Origin of the sequence: Gordonia heveisoli (assembly GCF_030315745.1) — a bacterium.
In the GTDB taxonomy this organism is placed as follows: Bacteria; Actinomycetota; Actinomycetes; order Mycobacteriales; family Mycobacteriaceae; genus Gordonia.
Genome location: NZ_JASXSH010000012.1, coordinates 120,106 through 141,532 on the forward strand (window position 1 = coordinate 120,106; position 21,427 = coordinate 141,532).

The window sequence follows — 21,427 nt, forward strand, 5'->3', positions numbered from 1 at the left end:
CTCGATCCTGCCACCTCGACCGCGAGGCGTAACGGGGGCGCCGGTCAGCGCGTGATCTTGAGCATCCGACCGACCGTGGCCTGCCAGAGGGTGCCGTCGGCGGTGATGGTGCCGGTGAGTTCGAGCGGCTCGTCGAACGGACCGAACCCGACCTGACGGGTCGCAACGCGTCGCCCGGTGGCGAAGTCGGTGACGATGACGTCGATCGGGCCGACCTGCTGCACCCCGGGCCGGTACGGCCCGTATCCGAGGCCGTAGATCAGTCCGTCTGCCCGCGACAATCGCGGCAGGGTGGCGAGCCGATCGTCGTTCTCCCAGATCCGCCGACAGCCCTGCGTAGTGACGTCGATGCGGGTGGCACCACCGGTGAACGGTGCCGCGGACGGGACGCTGGGACCGGTGACCGCCATCGGCGGGTACTGATAGCCGTAGGTGCTCGGGATGACCAGCGAATCACCCCACGCCATCGGCGAGTTCTCGGTGCCCTGACCCGACCGGGCGAAGGCGGGTGTCGAACAGATCTGCGCGCCGGTGTCGCTGTCGAAGACCCGCAGCCGCGGCCGGGCCGCGTTGTCCACGATCGCGACCCAGCCGTCCCCGCCGGGTCCGAAGTAGGTGGGTGTGGTGCCAGAACCCCAGGTGAGCTGCCCCGGCCGGCGGGCGCTGCCGCGGTCATAGGTGCGACGCCAGACGATCCGCGGCTGCCCCAGGTGATCGGCGGCCATCTCGTAAAGCGCATGGGTGGTCAGGATCGACGCCCCGGCGTCCCGGATCGACAATCCGTTGCCGAGTTCTTCACCGCGGGGCAGGTGGACCGATCGGATGGCGCGCCGCCGGTCGACGATGCCGATCACACCACCGGTGGTGGCGAACCAGATCCGTCCTGCGGTGTCGGGGGCCAGGCCGGTGATCGCGTCGCCCCGCGGGATGTGCCGGAATACGTCGATACGGTCGTCGACGAACACCGTCGCGCCGTGGGAGGTACGACGATGCCCGACGAACAGGATCGCGCCCGAACCATCCGCCACGACGACCCGATCGCGGTCGTCGAGATAGCCGTAGACGCCACCGAGGAGTCCGCCCTTGGTCAGTTCGAGCTGACCGATCGGGGCCGCCGTCCGCTCGTCGAAAACGGTCACGGAGGGAACGACGAATCCGCCGCGCTGGGTACCGATGAAACGAGTGCACAGTGATACCGGCAGGCCGTCGCGGCCGACGAAGGTCGCCGCGCAGGCCCCGCCCGGAACCGACGAGGCAGCCAGTCGCGGATGGGCTCCCGGGCCGGGGAACGGCGTCGAGTCGGTCGACCACAGGTCGCCGTGCATCAGCGATGTGCCGACCGGCCCCAGCCCGATCGGCGGCGTCGGCACCGCTTCCGCAAGTCCACCCGCGATCGTTCCCGACACCACCGCACCGGATACGACCGCCACGAGCAGCAGTCGCCGGATCCCACTTTTCATCGTCATACGCCAGCGCACCGACCAACCCAAGCACATCTTGGCCGCCCGCACACCGGTTGCGCCCGCGGTGAACCGCCCTCCGCCAACGCGCCGGCTCCTCCGGGAACAAAAGGACCGGGCGCGGACCCCGAAGGTGTCCGCGCCCGGTTGGGTCGTTGTCCGACGATCAGCGATTGAACTGTGCCAGCAGGAATTCCATCCCCGGCAGGAACGTCGCCAGCATCGGCACGACATGGTTGATGATCGACTTGGTCAGGATCGGCGGCGTCGTGTTGGGCAGGAAGGTCACCTGCGCACCCTGCGCCCGCCAGTCACGCACCAGGGAGACGACCTGGCCGTAAGGGATCACGTCGTCGGCGACACCGCCCTCGACGAACACCGGCGCATTCGGCTTGAGCGTACCGATCCGCTGTTCGCCGACGATGCGCGTGACATCCGGGTAGCGGGCGATCAGCGACGACAGGCTCTCACCGGTCCGCGTCCAGCTCTTGGTGTTGGCGAACGGGAAGCTCATGATGATGTCGCCGATGCACTGACGCGACAACTTCTTCAGCGCGGCCTTGCCCGCGGGCTTGGTCTCGGCGCGCACGACTTCGCCGACCCGCGGGTAGCGGGCGGTCAGGCCGTTGATCGCGAAGCCGATCGCACCGGCGATGGTGCTGCCGTCGATAGCTGGGATGACCTTGAGCAGATCGGCGGGCGGGGCGCCCGCATAGGTGCCGCGGACGTTGAGTTCCGGTGCGTAGGTCGACGCCAGTTCGGCGGCGGAGGCAGCCGAACCGCCACCCTGCGAGTAGCCGGCGAAGCCGACCGGAGCACCTGCCGGGGCACCGGCGATGCGGAGTGCCGCGCGGGCACCGTCGAGCATCGCGTGACCGCTCTCCAGCCGGTTGACGTAGGTGTGGATCCCAGGCGTACCCATACCGATGTAGTCGGTGACGAAGACCCGCACCCCGTTGAGCAGCATGTAGTACATCTCGGGCGCCGTGTAGTTGACGCCGATGCTCGGCTGGGTGATGTCCACCGACATCGGCAGCGCCATCATCTTCGACGACGCGCACTGGTCGCCCTGGCCGATGGTGCCCGGTCCGACGACGACCGTCGGCCGCGCACCCTTGCCGCGCCATGCGGCGGTCGGCTCGATGAACGTTCCGGTGACGGCGGCAGGCTTTCCGTCCTGGTAGGTCGAGGTGTACATGACGCGCTTGGCGGTCCCCGGCCACTGGTTGGGTGCGCCCGGGATCTGCAGCAGCAGCGGGCTGGGCTGGCTGCGCACGATCGAACCCGGCGTCGACGAGATCGTCGTCGGCGGAGTGTAGAAGTCTCCGACAGCGTCCGCGGACGGCGCCGCGACCAGCGATCCGCCGGCGACCACCGCGCCGATGACAGTTGCGACAGCCCCCCGCCGCAGCCATTTCATAGAGAGGTATCCCCCGTTTTGTTTCATGAACAGTAAGCTACCGCACAGTAATCTGGACGTGTGACCAGGGTCCCGTCCAACTTTTGGAGCGGCACCAGCCACCCCCCGTACAGACGACGGGACCACCGGTTCAAATGAACCGGTGGTCCCGTTCGTGAATGGTGCGCGCGCCCTCAGCCGAAGCTCAGACGAGTAGCTCCGCAATCTGGATCGTGTTGAGCGCAGCGCCCTTTCGAAGGTTGTCACCCGAGATGAACAGCGCGAGACCGCGACCTTCGGGAGCACCGGGATCCTGCCGGATCCGGCCCACCAGCGAGTTGTCCTGACCAGCCGCGGCCAGCGGGGTCGGCACATCGACCAGGTCGACGCCGGGCGCCGACGCCAGAATCTCCTGGGCGCGGGCCACCGACAGCGGATCGGCGAACTCGGCGTTGATCGACAGCGAATGCCCGGTGAAGACCGGCACCCGCACGCAGGTGCCGCTGACCAGCAGTTCGGGCAATCCCAGGATCTTGCGCGACTCGTTGCGCAGCTTCTGATCCTCGTCGGTCTCACCGGAACCGTCGTCGACCAGCGAACCGGCCAGCGCGACGACGTTGAAGGCGATCGGCGCGACGTACTTGTCCGGCGCCGGGAAGTCGGCGGCCGATCCGTCGTAGACGAGCTTCTCGGCGTCGTCGACGACGGCACGCGCCTGCGAGGCCAATTCGGCGACACCGGCCAGCCCACTGCCGGAGACCGCCTGGTAGCTCGACACGATCAGTCGTCGGAGACCCGCCTCGTCGTGCAGCGGCTTGAGCACCGGCATCGCGGCCATCGTGGTGCAGTTCGGATTGGCGATGATGCCCTTGGGCGGGTTCTTCGCCAGTTCGCCGTTGACCTCGGAGACCACCAGCGGAACGTCGGGGTCTTTGCGCCAGGCCGACGAATTGTCGATGACCGTCACCCCGGCCGCCGCGAACCGCGGAGCCTGCTCACGCGACATCGTGGCCCCCGCGGAGAACAGCGCGATATCGAGTCCGGACGGGTCGGCGGTCGCCGCGTCCTCGACCACGATCTCACCGTCACCCCACGGCAGCTTCTTGCCCGCCGACCGCGACGACGCGAAGAATCGCACCTCATCGGCGGGAAAATTGCGCTGCGCCAGCAGGGTTCGCATGACGCCACCGACCTGTCCGGTCGCGCCGACAACACCGATCTTCACACCCATGACTTATCGCCCCGTTCCGGCATAGACGACGGCTTCCTCATCGCCGCCGAGGTCGAAGGCGGCGTGCAGCGCGCGCACCGCATCGTCGAGTTCGGTGTCACGACACAGCACCGAGATACGGATCTCCGAGGTGGAGATCAACTCGATGTTGATGCCTGCCTCACTGAGCGCCTCGCAGAAGGTCGCGGTGACGCCCGGATGGGACTTCATACCCGCACCGACGAGCGACACCTTGCCGATGTGATCGTCGTAGAGCAGATCGGTGAACCCGATCTCGGCCTGCAGCTTCTTGAGCTTCTCCACGCCGAGCGGTCCGAGCTCACGCGGCAGCGTGAAGGTGATGTCGGTCTTGCCCGTCTCCACCTTCGAGATGTTCTGCAGCACCATGTCGATGTTGATCTCGGCTTCGGCGACCGCGCGGAACACCTTCGCGGCGTAACCCGGCTTGTCCTCGAGGCCCACGACGGTGATCTTGGCCTCGCTGCGGTCGTGCGCGACTCCGGTGAGAATGGCTTCTTCCACGGGAATGTCCTCCATCGATCCGGTCACCATCGTGCCGGGTTTGGTCGAGTACGACGAGCGCACATGAACGGGAACGTTGTAGCGGCGGGCATATTCGACGCAGCGCAGCATCAGGACCTTGGCGCCGCAGGCGGCCATCTCCAGCATCTCCTCGAAGGAGACGGTTTCGAGATGGCGAGCATCGGGCACGATGCGCGGATCGGCGGTGTAGATGCCATCGACGTCGGTGTAGATCTCGCAGACGTCGGCCTCCAGGGCCGCGGCGAGTGCGACCGCGGTGGTGTCCGACCCACCGCGACCAAGCGTGGTCACGTCCTTGGTGTCCTGCGAGACGCCCTGGAAACCGGCGACGAGCACGATATTGCCCTCGTCCAGCGCGGTGCGGACGCGCCCCGGCGTGACGTCGATGATCTTCGCCTTGCCGTGACTGCTGGTCGTGATGACCCCCGCCTGCGAGCCGGTGAACGACTGCGCCTGCGCACCGAGCGAGCTGATCGCCATCGCGACAAGCGAATTCGAGATCCGCTCGCCGGAGGTCAGCAGCATGTCCATCTCACGCGCGGGTGGCGCGGGGTTGACCTGCTGGGCGAGATCGAGCAGTTCGTCGGTGGTGTCGCCCATCGCCGAGACGACGACCACCACGTCGTTGCCCTGCTTCTTGGTCTCGACAATGCGCTCGGCGACCCGTCGAATCCGCTCGGCCGTCGCGACCGAGGATCCGCCGTATTTCTGCACCACCAGTGCCACGTCGAGCTACCTCCTCGCCGACCTGAGGTCGGCAGTCAAGTCTTGTCGGCGGTCGGCGCTCGACCACCCTGCCGCCGATCGTGAACGGCGGTCGTCGGCATCGGAACCGACCTCTTGGCGGCGCCGTTGCCGTCCTCTGCTCGGGACAACCTTACCGGCGCGGCTCCCGGGCGCCGATTCCCGGTGAGCTCGGTCACGGAGCGCCCACCGGGGCGCGCGGGCCGCAGGCCCTACGATCGCTGGGGTGGGCACCCCATCCGACGCCGCGCACACCGGCACCGCTGGTCCGTCGCGCCCAGATACTCAGGACCGTCCACCACCATCGGCGAACCTGCGCGATCGGATCCGGACACTGCACGCACACCCGCACGCCTGGTGGGTCGAAGCGATTCTCGTCTTCCTGCTGATCCGCCTGCTCGGGGTGCTGACGTTGACCCGGATGGCCACACTGCACTCGGAGACGCTGCGCAGTCGTCTGGCGGTCTGGGATGGCGAATGGATGTTGTCGATCGCCGCACACGGTTACGGCGGTGTGCCCGCCACGTTGACCGACGCCTACGGGGTGCACACCGCCGACACCGCCTACGCCTTCTTCCCCGGCTACCCGTATCTCGTCGGGGCGGTCGCCCGGCTGCCGCTGGTCTCGCCGTTCGGGGCCGCCATCGGCGTCAACGTCGTGCTCGGATGCCTCGCCGCGGTGGGGGCCGCTCGGCTCGGCCACCTGTGCGCGACGCAGATGTCGGGGCGCTCGCCGATCGGTGCGGCCGATCCCCGTGCGACGGGCCTGTTCCTGGTGGCGTTGTTCGCCGCCACCCCGATGTCGGTCGTGCTGAACATGGCCTACACCGAGGCGCTGTTCTGCGCGCTGGCCGTCTGGGCACTGGTCGGGGTGCTCGAAGGCCGATGGCTGCTGGCCGGTGTCATGACCTTGTTCGCGGGCACCTGCCGCCCGACGTCGGTGGTGCTCATCGGTGTGGTCATGCTTGCCGCGATCATCGCGCTGGTCCGCCGCGACGAACCGCGCGCATGGTTCGCGGTGATCCTCGCTCCGCTCGGCTACCTCGGATATCTGTCGGTGGTGTGGGCGCAGACCGGCAGCCCGACCGGCTGGTTCGAGGTGCAGAAGGACGGCTGGGACACCTCGCTGGACTTCGGGGTGGCTGCCTACCGATTCGTCAACGACACCCTCGGCGACTCCGATGTTGTCGCGCACACCGCGACCGCCATGGTGATCCTGGCGTCGATCGTGATGGTCGGCGTCGCGGTGTGGGCACGAATGCCGTGGCCGGTCCTGGTCTACGGCACGCTGGTGGTGGTGTCGATCCTGATCTCGACCGGGCTGATGATGAGTCGGCCGCGGCTGCTGCTGCCGGCTTTCGTACTGCTGGTGCCGCTGGCGATGGCGCTGGCGCGGGTACGCCGCGGACTCGGGGTTGCACTGCTCGTTCCGATCGTGCTGGGCAGTTCGTGGTTTGGCGCGCACATGCTGACGGTGTTCCCCAACGCCATCTGAACCCGTCCCGGTCGCGGTTCTGCGGCTACGAGGGTCGGGCGATGGCGACCGGTCCCCGGCGGACCAGCCCGGCGGCATCGGTCCAGTCGGCCAGGATCGCGTCCGGCGCCGAACCGGGAGCCAGAACGCGCACGACGCTCCATCCGCCCGCCCGCCCACCGGACTCGACGCTCACCCCGACGGTCGGGTCCGGCTGATTGCTCACCGACTGTGCCTGCGCCGGGACTCGACCCGCACCCAGCGCGGCGAACTGGTCGACGAAGACGGGATCGGTGGTCGCGTCGTAGATGTAGCGCAGACCCAGCACACCGTGCGTGGAGGTGCCGATCAGCTCGGCACCGGGCAACGGCGCGTCGCGGTAGGTCATCGGGACCAGGTAGGCCGGGGATTCTGCGGTGGGAGCGGCGTCGTCTAGATCGACGACGATCATCACCTCGATACCGACCTGCCCGGCCGGGTCGTCGAGTCGGAAGCCACCGGCCTTGCGCAGGTTCGGGGTTGCCAATCCGCGATACCACTCGCGGGTCGGCAGCCATTCGGTCAGCAGATCGAGTTTTCCCGGCACCATCGTGGTGTTGTGGATGACGGCCATCGCCCGATGTCACCACATCGCCGGCGGCGCGACAATCGGTCCCCGACGATCATGTACCGCGCGCCTCGGCTTCGAAGCCCGCGCACAGCGCGGCGATCCCGGCGTCGAGGATCGCGCGAGGATCGGTCAGTCGGCCCGCGGCGGGGTCGTCGGCGAGGCGACCCAGCGTCGGCCGCGCACTCGCCACGCGCCCGGCGATCACCTCGGCGAGTCCGCTCGTGTGGTCCCGCGACGGCTCCGAGTTCAGCAGTTGCTCACTCGCTCCGGCGAGCGCGACCCCGTTGACGTGGTTCCACACCGTCAGCGCCATCTCGGTGGCCCGCGTGGCGTCGACGCCGAGGTCGAGGAAACCGGCGGCCAGCCACTCGAGTCCGTCCAGCGATTCGGTTCCGAAGCTGTAGCGCGGCGCCGCATAGGCAAAGACCACCCAGGGATGCTGCCGGTAGAGCTCCCAGTCGATGTCGACGGCGATCCGGACACGGTCATGCCAGGTCCAGTCTCCTGAACCTTCCTCCGGGTAGGAGAACCTGCGCCCGAGTTCCTCTGCCATCGCGACGACCAGTGCGTCCTTGTCCGCCACGTGGCGGTACAACGACATCGCGCCGACACCGATCTCGTCGGCGATCCGCCGCATCGATAACCCGCCGATGCCGTCACGGTCGGCGACCGCGATGGCGGCGTCGACGATCGCGGGCAAGGTCAGTTTGACGGCGTCGGACGGCGTCACGCGGCGTTCCTCTCGCGGGGTGCGGGAATATTCGGGTTGCGTACAGCGTACCCACCTGGGTACCTTTCACGCGTACGGCGTACGCACCCCAGGTCGCGGCGCCGCACGCCACCCGATATCCCAGGAGCTTCCCGCATGTCCACCCAGGTCGACCCGTCGCAGCAGTGCCCACCGCAATCCGCGGGCACCGACCACCGCGCGTGGTGGGGCCTGGCCGTCCTGACACTGCCGGTGCTGCTGGTGTCGATGGATTTCTCCGTCCTCTACCTGGCCACCCCGGCGATCACCGAAGCCCTCGCACCGTCGGCGGCACAACAACTGTGGATCGTCGACATCTACGGCTTCCTGATCGCCGGACTGCTCATCACCATGGGCAACCTCGGCGACCGGATCGGCCGTCGGCGCGTGCTGCTGGCCGGTGCCGCACTGTTCGGCATCGCGTCGGTCATCGCCGCCTTCGCGCCGACCGCCGGGGTCCTCATCGCCGCACGCGCACTGATGGGTGTCGGCGGCGCGACGCTGATGCCGTCGAGCCTTTCGCTGATCGCGAATATGTTCACCAACCCCCGCGATCGCGGCCGCGCGATCGGCGTGTGGACCTCCGCCTTCGCGGGCGGTAGCGCACTCGGCCCGGTGATCGGCGGATTCCTGCTACACGACTTCTGGTGGGGCGTCGTCTTCCTGATCAACGTGCCGGTGCTGGCGATCCTGTTCATCCTCGCGCCCCGGCTCATCCCCGAGTACCGGGCAGGCGCGACCGGCCCCTTCGACGTGGTCGGCATCGGGTTGTCGATGCTCGGGATCCTGCCCCTGGTCTATGCCGTCAAGACGATCGCCGCCGACGGCCTCGACGTCCCCACCGCCCTGATGGGTGTCTTCGGCGTCGGGATGCTGTGCGTCTTCGTCGTCCACCAGCGGCGCATCACGTCTCCACTGCTCGACCTGACACTCTTCTCGAACCCGCAGTTCACCGTCGCCATCCTGGTCGCCCTGACCGGCATGATGTCGCTCGGCGGTATGTCCTACCTGACCAGTATCTATCTCCAGTCGGTGATGGGTCATGACGTCCTCGCCGCGGCCCTGGCCGGGCTGCCGATGGCGGTCGCAGTCGCAGTCTTCTCCATCGGAGCGACGCGCATCTCGGCTGCATTGGGAACGCGGGTCACCTTCGTCGGTGCCGTCGCCCTGGCCGCGATCGGCAACGCGACGCTCCTACTGTCGTCGACGACCAGCCCGCTGTGGATCTATCTGGCTGCCACGGTGATCGCCGGTATCGGCTACGGCGTGCAGTTCAGCCTGGTCTCCGACATCGTGCTCGGATCGGTCCCGGTGGAACGGTCCGGCGCCGCGTCGGGAGTGTCGGAGACGAGTTTCGAACTCGGTACCGCCCTCGGCCTGGCCCTTCTCGGCTCGCTCGCCACCGCGGTCTTTCGCGCCGGCGCGAACGGCACCGACTTCGACGACACACTCGGCGCCACCCTCGACCACGCCGAGGGAGCCGGTGCGGCCGGCACCGCCGTGGCGAGTGCGGCCCGCGAGGCGTTCGTCGACGGGCTGCACGCCGCGGTGGCGACGTCGACCATCCTGCTCGCCGTCCTCGCAGTCGTGATGGCCTTCGTGCTGCGCGATACCGCGGTGCGGCGCGAGGAGCCGATCCTCCCGCAGTAGCGGCGACGGCTCAGCCGGTCCCGAAGGCCCGTCCCCACGTCCCGGTGAAGGCGACCTCGTCGAGGCCGAGCCGCGTCCGTGGGCGTGCATCGCGTTCGACGATCTCCGGCGGCAACGATGCACTGTCGGCCAGTCGCCCGACGGCGACCACGAGCAGGGCACGCTTGTCCACGGGCAGCGCGAAGTCCTCGGTGACGGCCGAAACGTCGAAGCCGGCCATCGGATGTGCGTTGTAGCCGAGCGCCTCCGACTGGATCAGCATCTGCGACACCGCGAGACCGAGGTCGACGGCACCGTAGGTCTGCGCCTTGGCGTCCTCGACGTCGTTGGTGGTACACACCAGCACGAGCGCCGATGCTCGCGGCGCCCAGCCGATGTTGCCGCGGCTCAACGCTTTTGCAAGCCGATCGAAGGTGTCGTCACCGCGCAACCCGACGATGAAACGCACCGGCTGGATGCGACCCCAGGTCGGCGCCCAGCGGCCCGCGTCGAGGATCGTGGCCACCTCGGCGGCGGTGATCGTCGCCTGGTCGTCGTATCCGCGGGCACTCCATCGACCACTGATCAGTTCATGCACGCCACCGAGGGTAGTGACGTCGCCGGACACGTCCTCCATCGAATCCACCCTGGTGAAAGATTTTGGTTTTCGAGATGGATCGGGGTTACTCTGGATTGCATGCAGCGTGCACTCCTTCTCGGTTGCCGCGGCGGGGTCTGAAACGACCGGCTCTCCGTCGCGGGGCCCAATCACGCGCCGGTCACTCCCCTTCCATACATGGAGATTGACCTCAAATGGCAGCAGCAGACGCCTTCACTTCCGGAGCCAGCCGCATCGTAGAGCCGGCCGGCCCTATTCCCGCAGATCAGCCCAGCTGGAATCCGCAGCGCAGTTCGGCCATGCCGGTGCACCGTTACCGCCAGTTCGCCGACGAGGTCGAGCAGATCTCGCTGCCCGATCGCACCTGGCCCGACAAGGTCATCACGAAGGCGCCGCTGTGGGGCGCGGTCGACCTGCGTGACGGTAACCAGGCCCTCATCGATCCGATGAGCCCGGCGCGTAAACGCCGCATGTTTGAACTCCTGGTCCGGATGGGCTACAAGGAGATCGAGGTCGGCTTCCCGTCGGCGAGCCAGACCGACTTCGACTTCGTCCGCGAGATCATCGAGGACGGCGCCATCCCCGACGATGTCACCATCCAGGTGCTGACCCAGTCCCGGCCCGAGCTGATCGAGCGCACCTTCGAGGCCTGCCGCGGCGCCACCAGCGTCATCGTCCACTTCTACAACTCGACCTCGATCCTGCAGCGTCGTGTCGTCTTCCGTGCCGACAAGGACGCGATCACCAAGATCGCCACCGACGCCGCCCGTCTGTGCCTGGAGACCGCCAAGAAGTATCCGGACACCACCTGGCGTTACGAATACTCGCCGGAGTCGTATACCGGCACCGAGCTGAGCTACGCCAAGCATGTGTGCGACGCGGTCACCGAGGTCATCGCGCCGACCCCGGACAAGCCGATGATCATCAACCTGCCGGCGACGGTCGAGATGGCGACGCCGAATGTGTACGCCGACTCCATCGAGTGGATGCACCGCAACCTGGAGCGTCGTGACTCGATCATCCTGAGCCTGCATCCGCACAACGATCGCGGCACCGGCGTCGCCGCTGCCGAGCTGGGCTATGCGGCCGGCGCCGATCGCATCGAGGGCTGCCTGTTCGGCAACGGTGAGCGCACCGGCAACGTGTGCCTGGTGACGCTCGGTATGAACATGTTCAGCCGCGGCGTCGACCCGCAGATCAGCTTCTCCGATATCGACGAGATCCGTCGCACCGTCGAATACTGCAACCAGTTGCGCGTTCCCGAACGTCACCCGTACGGCGGCGACCTGGTGTTCACCGCCTTCTCCGGCAGCCATCAGGACGCGATCAACAAGGGTCTCGACGAGATGAAGATCGCCGCGGACAAGGCCGACTCCGACGTCGACGACATCGTCTGGGAGGTCCCCTACCTGCCGATCGATCCCAAGGATGTGGGACGCAGCTACGAGGCGGTCATCCGCGTCAACAGCCAGTCCGGCAAGGGTGGCGTCACTTACATCATGAAGGCCGACCACGGCATGAATCTGCCGCGGCGCCTGCAGATCGAGTTCAGCCGGGAGATCCAGAAGATCACCGACGGCGAGGGCGGCGAGGTCAACCCGAAGGAGATGTGGGACGTCTTCGCGGAGAACTACCTGCAGCCGATCTGGCCGCTGGAGCGGATGCGCCAGAAGGTCGACGCCGCGGAGGTCGACGGCGGCGAGGACACCATCACCGCGATCGTGAAGGTCGAGGGCAACGAGCGGGAGATCACCGGCACAGGCAACGGACCGCTGGCCGCCTTCGTCGATGCGTTGTCGACCACCGGCTATGACGTGCGCGTCCTGGATTACAGCGAGCATGCGCTGACCGCCGGTGGCGATGCCAGCGCCGCGGCCTACGTCGAGGCCGAGGTCAACGGCGAGACGGTGTGGGGTGTCGGTGTCGCATCATCGATCACCACCGCGAGCCTGCGTGCCGTCGTATCCGCGGTGAACCGTGCTTACCTGGCCGCGGCTCCGGCCGAGGAGGCCGCCGCCGCACCGCGCACCTGGGCGCCGTAACCCGACACGCGGCTCCGAAGCCGCTCACCCCCTGTGACCCACGACGCGCGGGCTACCCCCGCATACGTCGTGACGACTGGGCCGGACATGCCACCCGACACGGGAGATCCCCGTCGGCATGTCCGGCCCGTCTTTATTCGCTGTCCCAAACCCGCCCGGCCCCAGCGTTCTTCGCCTAACCTCACACCCGTTCGGAGCATCCCCACCAGAAGTCGTCAGGAGAACCATCCATGACCGCCATCATCGTCGTCGCCACCATCTCCCCCAAGCCCGGCGAGGAGGCCGCGGTCCGCGACGCCGTCCTCGCCGCCATCCCGCAGGTGCACGACGAGCCGGGCTGCGGAAAGTACGCCCTGCATGAGGCGACCGGCGACTCGACCGACCTGGTGATGATCGAGCGCTGGGAATCGATGGAGGCGCTGGCCACCCATGGCGGCGCGCCGGCGCTGACCGAGCTGGGTGCCAAGATCGGCGGGCTGCTCGCCGGACCGCTGGACGTCAAGACGTTTACCGCCGTCGCAGCCGGCACCACCGACCAGGGCACCATCTGATTCACCGGCGGAACAGCCGTGATCTGACCACGGCCGTTTCCACTCTCTTCGCCAAACCCTTGAATCCTCGCGATCGTCCGTGCTAAACCAGTAGAACGAGCGTTAGATCGGCGAGCCGCGGACCCGCATCGCCACACGATGCTCATCCGCCGCGTGCCATCAAACACGCGTTCGCGACCGAGAGGACACACCATGCCCGAAGCCGTCATCGTCGATGTCGCACGCCTCGCGTCCGGAAAGGGCAAGCCCGGCGGCGCACTGTCGGAGACCAAACCCGTCGAACTTCTCGCCCACGTCTTGCGCACCATCGTCGAACGCAACGACATCGATCCCGCCCAGATCGACGACGTCATCGGCGGCTGTGTGAGTCAGGCCGGTGAGCAGGCCCTCAACATCTCCCGTTCGGCGCTGCTGTCCGCCGGTATCCCCGAATCGGTGCCCGCGACCACGGTCGACCGTCAGTGCGGTTCGAGCCAGCAGGCCGCCCACTTCGCCGCGCAGGGCGTCATCGCCGGCGCCTACGACATCGTCATCGCGGCCGGCGTCGAGTCGATGAGCCGCGTCCCGATGGGCTTTGCCTCGGCCGGCCAGAAGCCGCACGGTCCGAGTATGGCCGCCCGCTACCCGGACGGCCTGGTCAACCAGGGGATCTCGGCCGAACTCGTCGCCGCCAAGTGGAAATTCGACCGCGACGCCCTCGACGCATTCGCCGCCGAATCCCATCGACGTTCGGCGGCCGCCATCGCCGACGGCTTCTTCGACCGCGAGATCATCCCTATCGACGTCCCTGACGCCGATGGCAACCTCCGCAGCCACGCCGTCGACGAGACCGTTCGCGCGGGCACGACCGCGGACAAACTCGGCGGCCTCAAGTCGTCGTTCTACACCGAGGAGACCGCCCAGCGGTTCCCCGAGATCAATTGGCACATCACGCCGGGCAACTCGTCGCCGCTGACCGACGGTGCGTCGGCAGCGCTGATCATGAGCGACACCATGGCCTCGAAGCTGGGTCTGACCCCGCGCGCCCGATTCCACTCGTTCTCGCTGGCCGGCGACGACCCGATCTTCATGCTGACCGCCCCCATCCCGGCCACCCACAAGATCCTCAAGCGTTCCGGTCTGAGCATCGACGACATCGACGCCTACGAGGTCAATGAGGCGTTCGCACCGGTGCCGATGGCGTGGGCCCACGAGTTCGGTGCCGACCCGGCCAAGCTGAACCCGCGAGGCGGCGCGATCTCCCTCGGTCATGCGCTGGGATCGTCGGGCACCCGTCTGCTGTCCACGCTGGTCAACCACCTTGAGGTGACCGGCGGCCGGTACGGACTGCAAACCATGTGTGAAGGTGCGGGTATGGCCAACGCCACCATCATCGAGCGGCTGTAGACACCGGTGGTGCCTGAACTCACCGACTGGCGTAGCACCAGGCCGACGACCCTGAGTCCGATTCTGGTGGCGGCCAAGAAGGCCTTCCACCAGCGCGGCTTCCACGGCACCTCGACCCGCGATATCGCATCGCGGGCCGGGGTGTCGTTGCCGACGCTCTACTACCACCACGAGAACAAGCAGGGCATCCTGGTCGCCGTCCTGCAGGCTGGGGTCGAGTCGAGCCTCGCCCGGGTTCGGGCCGCCGTCGCCGAGGGGCACACCCCGGTCGAGCAGTTGTCGAATGCCATCGAGGCGATTGTCATCCACATGACCGCCGACCTCGAACTCGCCGCCACCGCAGGCGAATTCCGCTACGTCGAAGCCGACCACCCCCGACGCGCCGACTATGTCGCGGTGCGCAGCGAGATGGAGGATCTGATCTCCGACATCCTTCGTCGCGGCATCGACGCCGGAGATTTCCACATCGACCAGGACATCAAAGAAACCCAGCGCTACCTGCTGGGCGCCTGCCAGGCCGTCACGATCTGGTACCGACCCGACGGCGCCCGCACACCGGCCGAGGTGGCCAGATCCTATGCGGCCACCTCGCTGCGCGCCGTCGGCGCTACCTGACAATCATCTGTCCCACAACGACTTTGACGACAAGAGATCGAGGAGAACACCCATGAAACGCAGCATCTTCGAAGCTGAACACGAAGCCCTCCGGCAGTCCGCCCGCGAATTCCTGGCCCGCGAATGCGCACCGCACACCGAGGAGTGGGAGCGTGACGGCGTCGTCGCCCGCGAGGTGTACAAGAAGGCCGGCGACGCCGGACTGCTCGGCTTCAACATTCCCGAGGAGTTCGGCGGCGGCGGCAGCGACGACTTCCGCTTCAACGCGGTCGTCGTCGAGGAGTTCGCCCGCTTCGACGGCGCGGCCCCTGGCCTGAGCCTGCAGAACGACGTCCTCGCGCCGTACTTCCTGCACCTGGCGAACGACGAACAGCGCAAGCGCTGGATGCCCGGAATCGCCACCGGCGAAACGATTCTCGCAGTCGCCATGACCGAGCCGGGTGCCGGCTCGGATCTCGCGGGCATCAAGACGTCCGCCAAGAAGGACGGCGACGACTACATCATCAACGGCAACAAGACCTTCATCTCGGCCGGTATCAACTCCGACCTGGTGGTTGTGGTGTGCCGCACCAACCCGGACCCGGGCGCCGGCCACAAGGCGTTCTCCCTGCTCGTCGTCGAGCGCGGCATGGAAGGTTTCGAGCGCGGTCGCAAACTCGACAAGATGGGTCTGAAGTCCGCGGACACCGCCGAACTGCACTTCAACAACGTGCGTGTACCCAAGGAGAACCTCCTCGGCGAGGAGAACAAGGGCTTCTACCACCTGATGCAGAATCTGCCGTCCGAGCGCCTGTCCATCGCGATCGGCGCGATCGCCGGTGCCCGCGCGATCTTCGAGGAGACCCTGCAGTACACCAAGGACCGCAAGGCGTTCGGCAAGCCGATCGGCACCTTCCAGCACAACCGTTTCACGCTCGCCGAGATGGCCACCGAACTGGACCTCGCCGAGGTCTACATCGACCGGTGCCTGCAGGCCGTCGGCGACGACGAACTGAGTGCCGTGGACGCGTCGAAGGCCAAGTGGTGGTGCACCGAGCTGGCCAAGCGCGTGATCGACAACTGTCTGCAGCTGCACGGCGGGTACGGCTACATGAACGAATACCGGGTTGCCCGCGCCTACAAGGACTCTCGCATCCAGACCATCTTCGGCGGTACCACCGAGATCATGAAGGACATCATCGGTCGCGACCTGGGCGTCTAGTCCAGTCACGACGACAAGGCCGGTGGCGGTCGGTATCGGAGTTCTCCCAACCTCGACGCCGCCGTCACCGGCCTTTCGCGTGGCGCTCGGCCGGGTCCCCGACGACCCCGGGGCAAACGGTTTCTGACCGGGGGCCGAGCTACCGTACGCTGCGCATATGAGCTCTCAGTCGATGAAGCCGGCCACGGCCGCCAAGAAGCTGGACGTCTACCTGCCGGCCACCCCTGCGGAGTTCCGCGCCGGGTCCATCACCCGGACCGAGTTGGCCGCGCTGCAGGCCGATCCGCCGGAGTGGTTGCGCGATCTGCGTGCCAATGGCCCGCACCCCAAGAACCTGGTCGCCGCGAAGCTCGGCATCTCCAACTCGGGCCTCACCCGTGGCGAGGTGACCGACGCCCTGACGACCGCACAGATCACCGCGCTGCTCGACGAGATGCCCGACTGGCTGGCCGCTGAGCGGGCCAAACACGTCGAGGTGCTGCGCGAGGAACGTCGGGTCCGGTCGCTGCACGCCGACCAGCGGCGCGAGCGCGAACAGGCCGCCGCCGACCAGGACGAGTGAGAACCAGCTGCACCATGCCCTTCCGGGAATTAACCGGACCGCGGTACGTTTAGCTGATCATGAAGAAGATCGGATTCCTGTCCTTCGGCCACTGGTCCGACACCCCGGGATCGGCGGTACGCTCCGGTGCCGACGCCCTCCTGCAGTCGATCGAACTCGCGGTGGCTGCCGAGGAGCTCGGCGCCGATGGCGCGTACTTCCGCGTCCACCACTTCGCCCGCCAGCTCGCCTCCCCATTTCCGCTGCTCGCTGCCATCGGCGCACGAACCGATTCCATCGAGATCGGCACCGGGGTCATCGACATGCGGTACGAGAACCCGCTCTACATGGCCGAGGACGCCGGCGCCGCGGACCTGATCGCGGGCGGGCGGCTACAGCTGGGAGTGTCGCGCGGATCACCCGAGCAGGTCGTCGACGGCTATAAGTACTTCGGCTATGTCCCACCCGACGGTTCTTCCGATGCTGAGATGGCCCGCGAACACACCGATGTCTTTCTCAAGGTCATCTCCGGACACGGCTTCGCCCAGCCGAATCCGCGCCCGATGTTCCCCAATCCGCCCGGCCCACTGCCCATCGAACCGCAATCCCCCGGACTGCGTGACCGTATCTGGTGGGGTGCGGGCACCCGCGCAACTGCGGAATGGACGGCACGCCAGGGCATGAATCTGATGTCGTCGACGCTGCTGACCGAGGACACCGGCGTCCCGTTCCACCAGTTGCAGGCCGAACAGATCGAACGATTCCGCACCGTCTGGGCCGCCGAAGGACACTCCCGGACACCACGAGTGTCGGTGAGCCGCAGCATCTTCGCACTCGTCGACGACCGGGACCGCGCCTACTTCGGACGCCGCGGCGCCGAGGACGACCAGGTCGGCGTCATCGACAACTCGGTGGCCCGTTTCGGACGCAGCTACGCCGACGAACCCGACAGACTCATCGAACAGCTCCGCGAGGACGAGGCCATCGCGGCCGCCGACACGCTGCTGCTCACCGTGCCCAACCAACTCGGCGTCGACTACAACGCGCACGTGATCGAATCGATCCTCACCCACGTCGCACCGGCGCTCGGCTGGCGGTAACTCACCGCGCGTTCAGAACCCCAGGATGCCCGCGGTGAAGTTGCTGCCCCAGGTGGCGATGTCGTTGATCTGGCCGCGCGGCGCGTACAGCCACAGCGTCGGGCTGACCTGTGCGCCGCAACGCATCTGCACGGCGTGGCGGCCGGCGGTCACCGCCGCGCCGGGCAAGGTGACCGACCCCGACGCCGAGTCCTTGACCACACGTTTGCCTGCGACGAACAGAGTGCAGTCGGTCCGGCGTGCATCCCCCTTGTCGTAGGTGATCTGCCAGTTGGTGACACCGTCGGCGGCGACCGCGATCCGCGGACCGACCACCGCCTCCGCATCACCCGCACCGACCGTCGACCCGATACCGATTCCACCGATCCCCACGGTGAGAATCCCCGCCGCAAGCATTACCCCGATTTTGCTCATAGCTGCCGATGATGCCACAGCCGACAGGCCAGGAGAACCGTGTTGGCATGCCCGAGTTGAGCGACACCGCGAGAAGGCTTCGACCGGCGCCGTCACTGCGCTTGCCGACTCGCCGCGACCAGCGCAGCCACCACCCGGCCAACGGCGGAACGAGTTCGGGGACGGGCCAGCGCCTCATAGACACGGGCGGCCCGAACTCCCTTGAGTTCCAACCGCTTCACTCCCGGATGGCGCACCGCAAACCGGGGCATCAGGGCGATCCCGTGGTCGGCAGCCACCAACGCCTCGATGGTGGTGAAGTCGAGCATCCGCTGCGTCACCCGCGGCGCTACCCCGGTTACCGCCGAAATCGACAGCAGCACATCATCTACCGGGAAACCACCTTCGACGCTGATCCAATCACAGTCGGCCAGTTCGGCAACCGAGACAGTGTCCCGTCCGGCCAGACCCGAGGTCGGCGACACCACCACGTCGAGCGGCTCCCGCATCAGTTCGGTCACCTGAACGCGGGGCAGACTCACCGGCGCGGTGCGCTCGTCGCGGTGTGTGACGACGATGTCATGGTCAGCCAAAGCCGGTGGTGCATCGGCGTATCCGACATCCAGATGCGACGCACGGATGTCGACACCCGCGGTCGTCGCGGTGGTCAGCACCTGCGGCAGCAGCAGGGCGGCCCCGGACGGGAACATGGCCAGCCGCACCACGGCGTTGCCCGTGCGGTACGACGCCATCTCCTCCTGCGCCCGCTCCACCGCGGCGATCACGTCGTCGGCGCGTAGGACCAGAGCCCGGCCGGCGGCGGTCAGGCGAATCCGACGGCCATCTTGTTCCAGCACGTCGACCCCGGCCTCTTTGGCCAGCACCTTCAGTTGCTGCGACACCGCTGACGGCGTCATGTGCAGGGCGCCCGCCACCGCGCCGACCGACCCGCGATCGGCGAACTCGCGCAGTATTCGCAGCCGCTTGATATCCATCGCCACCGTCCACTCAACGAAGCACCGTCGGCACTATGTGAAGAATAACTGAATCGTTGTTCCAAATAAATTCGATTGTCCTACAATAATTGACCCGCGACCATGGCCTTATGACCACCCGCGATCGCTGCCTCGGACTCGTCGTCGTCCTGTTGTGGGGAGTCAACTTCATCGCGATCCACCTCGGGCTCGACCACTTCCCGCCGTTCTTCTTCGCCGCCTTACGTTTCGCGGTGATGGCCCTTCCGGTCATGCTGTTCGTCGGGTTCCCGAGGGTGCGCATCGGATGGTTTCTGCTCTACGGGGCGGGGTTCGGGACACTGCAGTTCGCCTTCCTGTTCCTGGCCATGCATGTGGGTATGCCGACCGGACTGGCCTCGCTCGTCCTGCAGACTTCTGCGCCGTTCACGGTGATCCTGGGGGTGCTGTTCCTCCGTGAACGGATGAACCCGCTGCAGACGCTCGGCATCGTCGCGGCCGTCGGCGGAATGGCCCTCATCGCTGTCGATCAGGCAACCGGCACCTCCGCCGGTGTGGGTGCGTTGATTCCGATCGGCCTGACCGTGCTGGCCGGGCTGTCATGGGCAGTCGGCAACATCGCCGGACGGATGGCCCGCCCCGACGACGCACTGCGGATGACCCTGTGGATGTCGGTGATCCCGCCGATCCCGCTCTATCTGCTCAGCCTGATCGTCGAAGGGCCCGGTGCCGGTTTCCACGCGATGGCAACGCTCGGCAGCCACTCCGGGTTGGCTGCGCTCGGCGGACTCACATACCTGGTCGTTCTGGGTACCATCGCCGGTGCCGGCATCTGGATGTCACTGATTGCCCATTACGAGGCCAGTCGGGTCGCCCCGCTGTCCCTCCTCGTGCCGGTCGTCGGTATCTCCGCGTCCTGGGCACTCCTCGGCGAGGCACCGACCGTCATCGCGCTGATCGGGGCCGCCATCGTCATCGTCGGGTGCGCCACCGGCGTACTCGCCGCACCCGTGTCCCGACCCCGAGCACCGTCAGCTCAGGCGAGCCGAGACCCGATCGCCTCGACCATGCGGTCGACCCCGGCCCGCGCGCCCGCACTGAGCAGTGTCATGTTGACGAAGCCGTGAATCATCGAGCCCTCACGCTGTACGGTGACCGGCACCCCAGCCTGCTCGAGGCGCCGGGCGTAGGCCAGGCCCTCGTCGCGTAGCGGATCGAAACCGGCGACCACCACATGTGCGGGCGGCAGCCCGGACAGATTATCGGCGAGCAGGGGCGACGCCCGAGGGTCGGTACGGGAGGAAATATTGGGCACATAGCGCTCGGTGAACCAGTGCATTCGTTCCTCGGTCAGGAAATGTCCGGACTCGAACTCCACCCGCGACGGATGCCGCGTGGACAGGTCGGTGACCGGATAGATCAGCAACTGCAGCGCCGGGACCACCGATTCACCCCGGACCTGCGCGGCGACCACCGCCGCGAGATTGCCGCCGGCACTATCACCCGCGACGACGATCCGGTGCGGATCGACCCCCCAGGTTTGCGCCATCCCGACGACGTAGTGCCAGGCCGCGACCGCATCCTCGACCGCGGCCGGGAACGGATTCTCCGGTGCCAGCCGGTAGTCGACGGACACCACGTCCACGCCGGCCCCGACGGCGAGTCGACGGGCGATCCCGTCGTGACTGACGCGACTACCGAGCACCCACCCGCCGCCGTGGAAGTAGAGGAGAACCCCGGCGGACGCCTCGGTGGCGCGGTACCGGGTGACGCCGATGCGCCCGCCCGGCCCGTCGAAGGTGAGGTCTTCCTCCACGGCGAACGGCGGCTGGGCTTCGGCCATCATCGCCGCGGTCTCATCGAGCTGCGTGCGCGATGGCCCGACCTCCCGACCGCCGAGGCCCATCCCGGGCAGGTTCTGTGCCGACCAGCCGACCAAGGCCACCTCCGGCGCCAGTTGCTCACCGTCGGCGTTGACCTTGGTCCGCCGCGCCAGCGGCGCGGTGAGCGCCGGCATCTTGGCCAGCGGCATCAGGAAGGCGCGACGAACGCGCGCGGACCACGATAGCTTCAGTTCTGTGGCACGGCTCACAGCCGGGTAGCTTACGCGCTCGGGCCGACCCGCCACGCCGGCGCTCCACACCATCACCTGTGACAGACTCGTCGC

20 protein-coding genes are annotated in these 21,427 nt (G+C 67.4%); 10 read left to right on the top strand and 10 right to left on the bottom strand.

The features are described 5' to 3' along the window. Nucleotides 1–44: 44 nt before the first annotated feature. From QSJ18_RS12520 to QSJ18_RS12535, 4 genes are all read right to left on the bottom strand, one after another. Complete coding sequence (locus QSJ18_RS12520; protein ID WP_462476062.1) at nt 45–1,460, bottom strand: hypothetical protein; 1,416 nt, start codon at nt 1,458–1,460, stop codon at nt 45–47. Nucleotides 1,461–1,626: 166 nt separating this feature from the next. After that, nucleotides 1,627–2,907, bottom strand: coding sequence for a lipase family protein (locus tag QSJ18_RS12525; protein ID WP_286326800.1), 1,281 nt, complete (start codon nt 2,905–2,907; stop codon nt 1,627–1,629). Between the two features lie 157 nt (nt 2,908–3,064). Continuing rightward, a complete protein-coding gene (locus QSJ18_RS12530) occupies nt 3,065–4,090 on the bottom strand; it encodes an aspartate-semialdehyde dehydrogenase (RefSeq protein ID WP_286326801.1) in 1,026 nt (341 codons plus the stop codon). A gap of 3 nt (nt 4,091–4,093) precedes the next feature. Continuing rightward, complete coding sequence (locus tag QSJ18_RS12535) at nt 4,094–5,359, bottom strand: aspartate kinase (protein WP_286326802.1); 1,266 nt, start codon at nt 5,357–5,359, stop codon at nt 4,094–4,096. 244 nt (nt 5,360–5,603) lie between these two features. Between QSJ18_RS12535 and QSJ18_RS12540 the strand changes: the two genes are divergently transcribed. Further along, complete coding sequence (locus QSJ18_RS12540) at nt 5,604–6,872, top strand: mannosyltransferase family protein (protein WP_462476063.1); 1,269 nt, start codon at nt 5,604–5,606, stop codon at nt 6,870–6,872. 25 nt (nt 6,873–6,897) lie between these two features. Here the strand turns inward: QSJ18_RS12540 and QSJ18_RS12545 are convergent, their stop codons facing one another. Further along, a complete protein-coding gene (locus QSJ18_RS12545) occupies nt 6,898–7,464 on the bottom strand; it encodes a maltokinase N-terminal cap-like domain-containing protein (protein ID WP_286326803.1) in 567 nt (188 codons plus the stop codon). 49 nt (nt 7,465–7,513) lie between these two features. After that, complete coding sequence (locus QSJ18_RS12550; protein WP_286326804.1) at nt 7,514–8,191, bottom strand: TetR/AcrR family transcriptional regulator; 678 nt, start codon at nt 8,189–8,191, stop codon at nt 7,514–7,516. Between the two features lie 135 nt (nt 8,192–8,326). Here QSJ18_RS12550 and QSJ18_RS12555 point away from each other — a divergent pair, with 135 nt between their 5' ends. Then, entirely contained in the window at nt 8,327–9,859 is a 1,533-nt protein-coding gene (locus QSJ18_RS12555) for an MFS transporter (RefSeq protein ID WP_286326805.1), read from the top strand. Nucleotides 9,860–9,869: 10 nt separating this feature from the next. On the opposite strand, the gene QSJ18_RS12560 is transcribed toward QSJ18_RS12555, so the two are convergent. Next, nucleotides 9,870–10,436 (bottom strand): nitroreductase family protein, encoded by a 567-nt coding sequence (locus tag QSJ18_RS12560; protein ID WP_286326847.1) that lies wholly within the window; start codon nt 10,434–10,436, stop codon nt 9,870–9,872. Between the two features lie 215 nt (nt 10,437–10,651). On the opposite strand from QSJ18_RS12560, the gene leuA reads away from it, so the two are divergent. From leuA to QSJ18_RS12595, 7 genes are all read left to right on the top strand, one after another. Next, nucleotides 10,652–12,499 (top strand): 2-isopropylmalate synthase, encoded by a 1,848-nt coding sequence (leuA, locus tag QSJ18_RS12565; protein ID WP_286326806.1) that lies wholly within the window; start codon nt 10,652–10,654, stop codon nt 12,497–12,499. Nucleotides 12,500–12,729: 230 nt separating this feature from the next. Then, nucleotides 12,730–13,050: a putative quinol monooxygenase gene (locus QSJ18_RS12570; protein ID WP_286326807.1), complete on the top strand. Its 321-nt coding sequence runs from the start codon at nt 12,730–12,732 to the stop codon at nt 13,048–13,050. A gap of 192 nt (nt 13,051–13,242) precedes the next feature. Beyond that, a complete protein-coding gene (locus QSJ18_RS12575) occupies nt 13,243–14,436 on the top strand; it encodes a thiolase family protein (RefSeq protein ID WP_286326808.1) in 1,194 nt (397 codons plus the stop codon). A gap of 9 nt (nt 14,437–14,445) precedes the next feature. Further along, nucleotides 14,446–15,051, top strand: coding sequence for a TetR/AcrR family transcriptional regulator (locus QSJ18_RS12580; RefSeq protein ID WP_286326809.1), 606 nt, complete (start codon nt 14,446–14,448; stop codon nt 15,049–15,051). Nucleotides 15,052–15,103: 52 nt separating this feature from the next. Further along, entirely contained in the window at nt 15,104–16,252 is a 1,149-nt protein-coding gene (locus tag QSJ18_RS12585) for an acyl-CoA dehydrogenase family protein (protein ID WP_286326810.1), read from the top strand. A gap of 172 nt (nt 16,253–16,424) precedes the next feature. Then, nucleotides 16,425–16,814, top strand: a complete 390-nt coding sequence (locus QSJ18_RS12590; protein ID WP_286326848.1) for a DUF5997 family protein — start codon at nt 16,425–16,427, stop codon at nt 16,812–16,814. Nucleotides 16,815–16,873: 59 nt separating this feature from the next. Continuing rightward, nucleotides 16,874–17,893, top strand: coding sequence for an LLM class flavin-dependent oxidoreductase (locus QSJ18_RS12595; protein ID WP_286326811.1), 1,020 nt, complete (start codon nt 16,874–16,876; stop codon nt 17,891–17,893). Between the two features lie 12 nt (nt 17,894–17,905). On the opposite strand, the gene QSJ18_RS12600 is transcribed toward QSJ18_RS12595, so the two are convergent. Further along, a complete protein-coding gene (locus QSJ18_RS12600) occupies nt 17,906–18,307 on the bottom strand; it encodes a hypothetical protein (RefSeq protein WP_286326812.1) in 402 nt (133 codons plus the stop codon). A 92-nt stretch (nt 18,308–18,399) separates the two neighbouring features. Further along, complete coding sequence (locus tag QSJ18_RS12605; RefSeq protein ID WP_286326813.1) at nt 18,400–19,281, bottom strand: LysR family transcriptional regulator; 882 nt, start codon at nt 19,279–19,281, stop codon at nt 18,400–18,402. A gap of 110 nt (nt 19,282–19,391) precedes the next feature. On the opposite strand from QSJ18_RS12605, the gene QSJ18_RS12610 reads away from it, so the two are divergent. Next, nucleotides 19,392–20,387, top strand: a complete 996-nt coding sequence (locus QSJ18_RS12610; RefSeq protein WP_286326814.1) for an EamA family transporter — start codon at nt 19,392–19,394, stop codon at nt 20,385–20,387. Here the strand turns inward: QSJ18_RS12610 and QSJ18_RS12615 are convergent. Next, nucleotides 20,297–21,352: an alpha/beta hydrolase gene (locus QSJ18_RS12615; protein WP_286326815.1), complete on the bottom strand. Its 1,056-nt coding sequence runs from the start codon at nt 21,350–21,352 to the stop codon at nt 20,297–20,299. The two genes, QSJ18_RS12610 and QSJ18_RS12615, sit on opposite strands and share 91 nt — an antisense overlap. Nucleotides 21,353–21,427 lie beyond the last annotated feature (75 nt).

Excerpts from the sequence above, each read along its gene's own strand:
- QSJ18_RS12520 (WP_462476062.1), bottom strand. The coding sequence starts at position 1,460 with ATGAAAAGTGGGATCCGGCGACTGCTGCTCGTGGCGGTCGTATCCGGT.
- QSJ18_RS12525 (WP_286326800.1), bottom strand. The coding sequence starts at position 2,907 with ATGAAACAAAACGGGGGATACCTCTCTATGAAATGGCTGCGGCGGGGG.
- QSJ18_RS12530 (WP_286326801.1), bottom strand. The coding sequence starts at position 4,090 with ATGGGTGTGAAGATCGGTGTTGTCGGCGCGACCGGACAGGTCGGTGGC.
- QSJ18_RS12545 (WP_286326803.1), bottom strand. The coding sequence starts at position 7,464 with ATGGCCGTCATCCACAACACCACGATGGTGCCGGGAAAACTCGATCTG.
- QSJ18_RS12555 (WP_286326805.1), top strand. The coding sequence starts at position 8,327 with ATGTCCACCCAGGTCGACCCGTCGCAGCAGTGCCCACCGCAATCCGCG.
- leuA (WP_286326806.1), top strand. The coding sequence starts at position 10,652 with ATGGCAGCAGCAGACGCCTTCACTTCCGGAGCCAGCCGCATCGTAGAG.
- QSJ18_RS12570 (WP_286326807.1), top strand. The coding sequence starts at position 12,730 with ATGACCGCCATCATCGTCGTCGCCACCATCTCCCCCAAGCCCGGCGAG.
- QSJ18_RS12575 (WP_286326808.1), top strand. The coding sequence starts at position 13,243 with ATGCCCGAAGCCGTCATCGTCGATGTCGCACGCCTCGCGTCCGGAAAG.
- QSJ18_RS12585 (WP_286326810.1), top strand. The coding sequence starts at position 15,104 with ATGAAACGCAGCATCTTCGAAGCTGAACACGAAGCCCTCCGGCAGTCC.
- QSJ18_RS12590 (WP_286326848.1), top strand. The coding sequence starts at position 16,425 with ATGAAGCCGGCCACGGCCGCCAAGAAGCTGGACGTCTACCTGCCGGCC.
- QSJ18_RS12595 (WP_286326811.1), top strand. The coding sequence starts at position 16,874 with ATGAAGAAGATCGGATTCCTGTCCTTCGGCCACTGGTCCGACACCCCG.
- QSJ18_RS12600 (WP_286326812.1), bottom strand. The coding sequence starts at position 18,307 with ATGAGCAAAATCGGGGTAATGCTTGCGGCGGGGATTCTCACCGTGGGG.
- QSJ18_RS12605 (WP_286326813.1), bottom strand. The coding sequence starts at position 19,281 with ATGGATATCAAGCGGCTGCGAATACTGCGCGAGTTCGCCGATCGCGGG.
- QSJ18_RS12610 (WP_286326814.1), top strand. The coding sequence starts at position 19,392 with ATGACCACCCGCGATCGCTGCCTCGGACTCGTCGTCGTCCTGTTGTGG.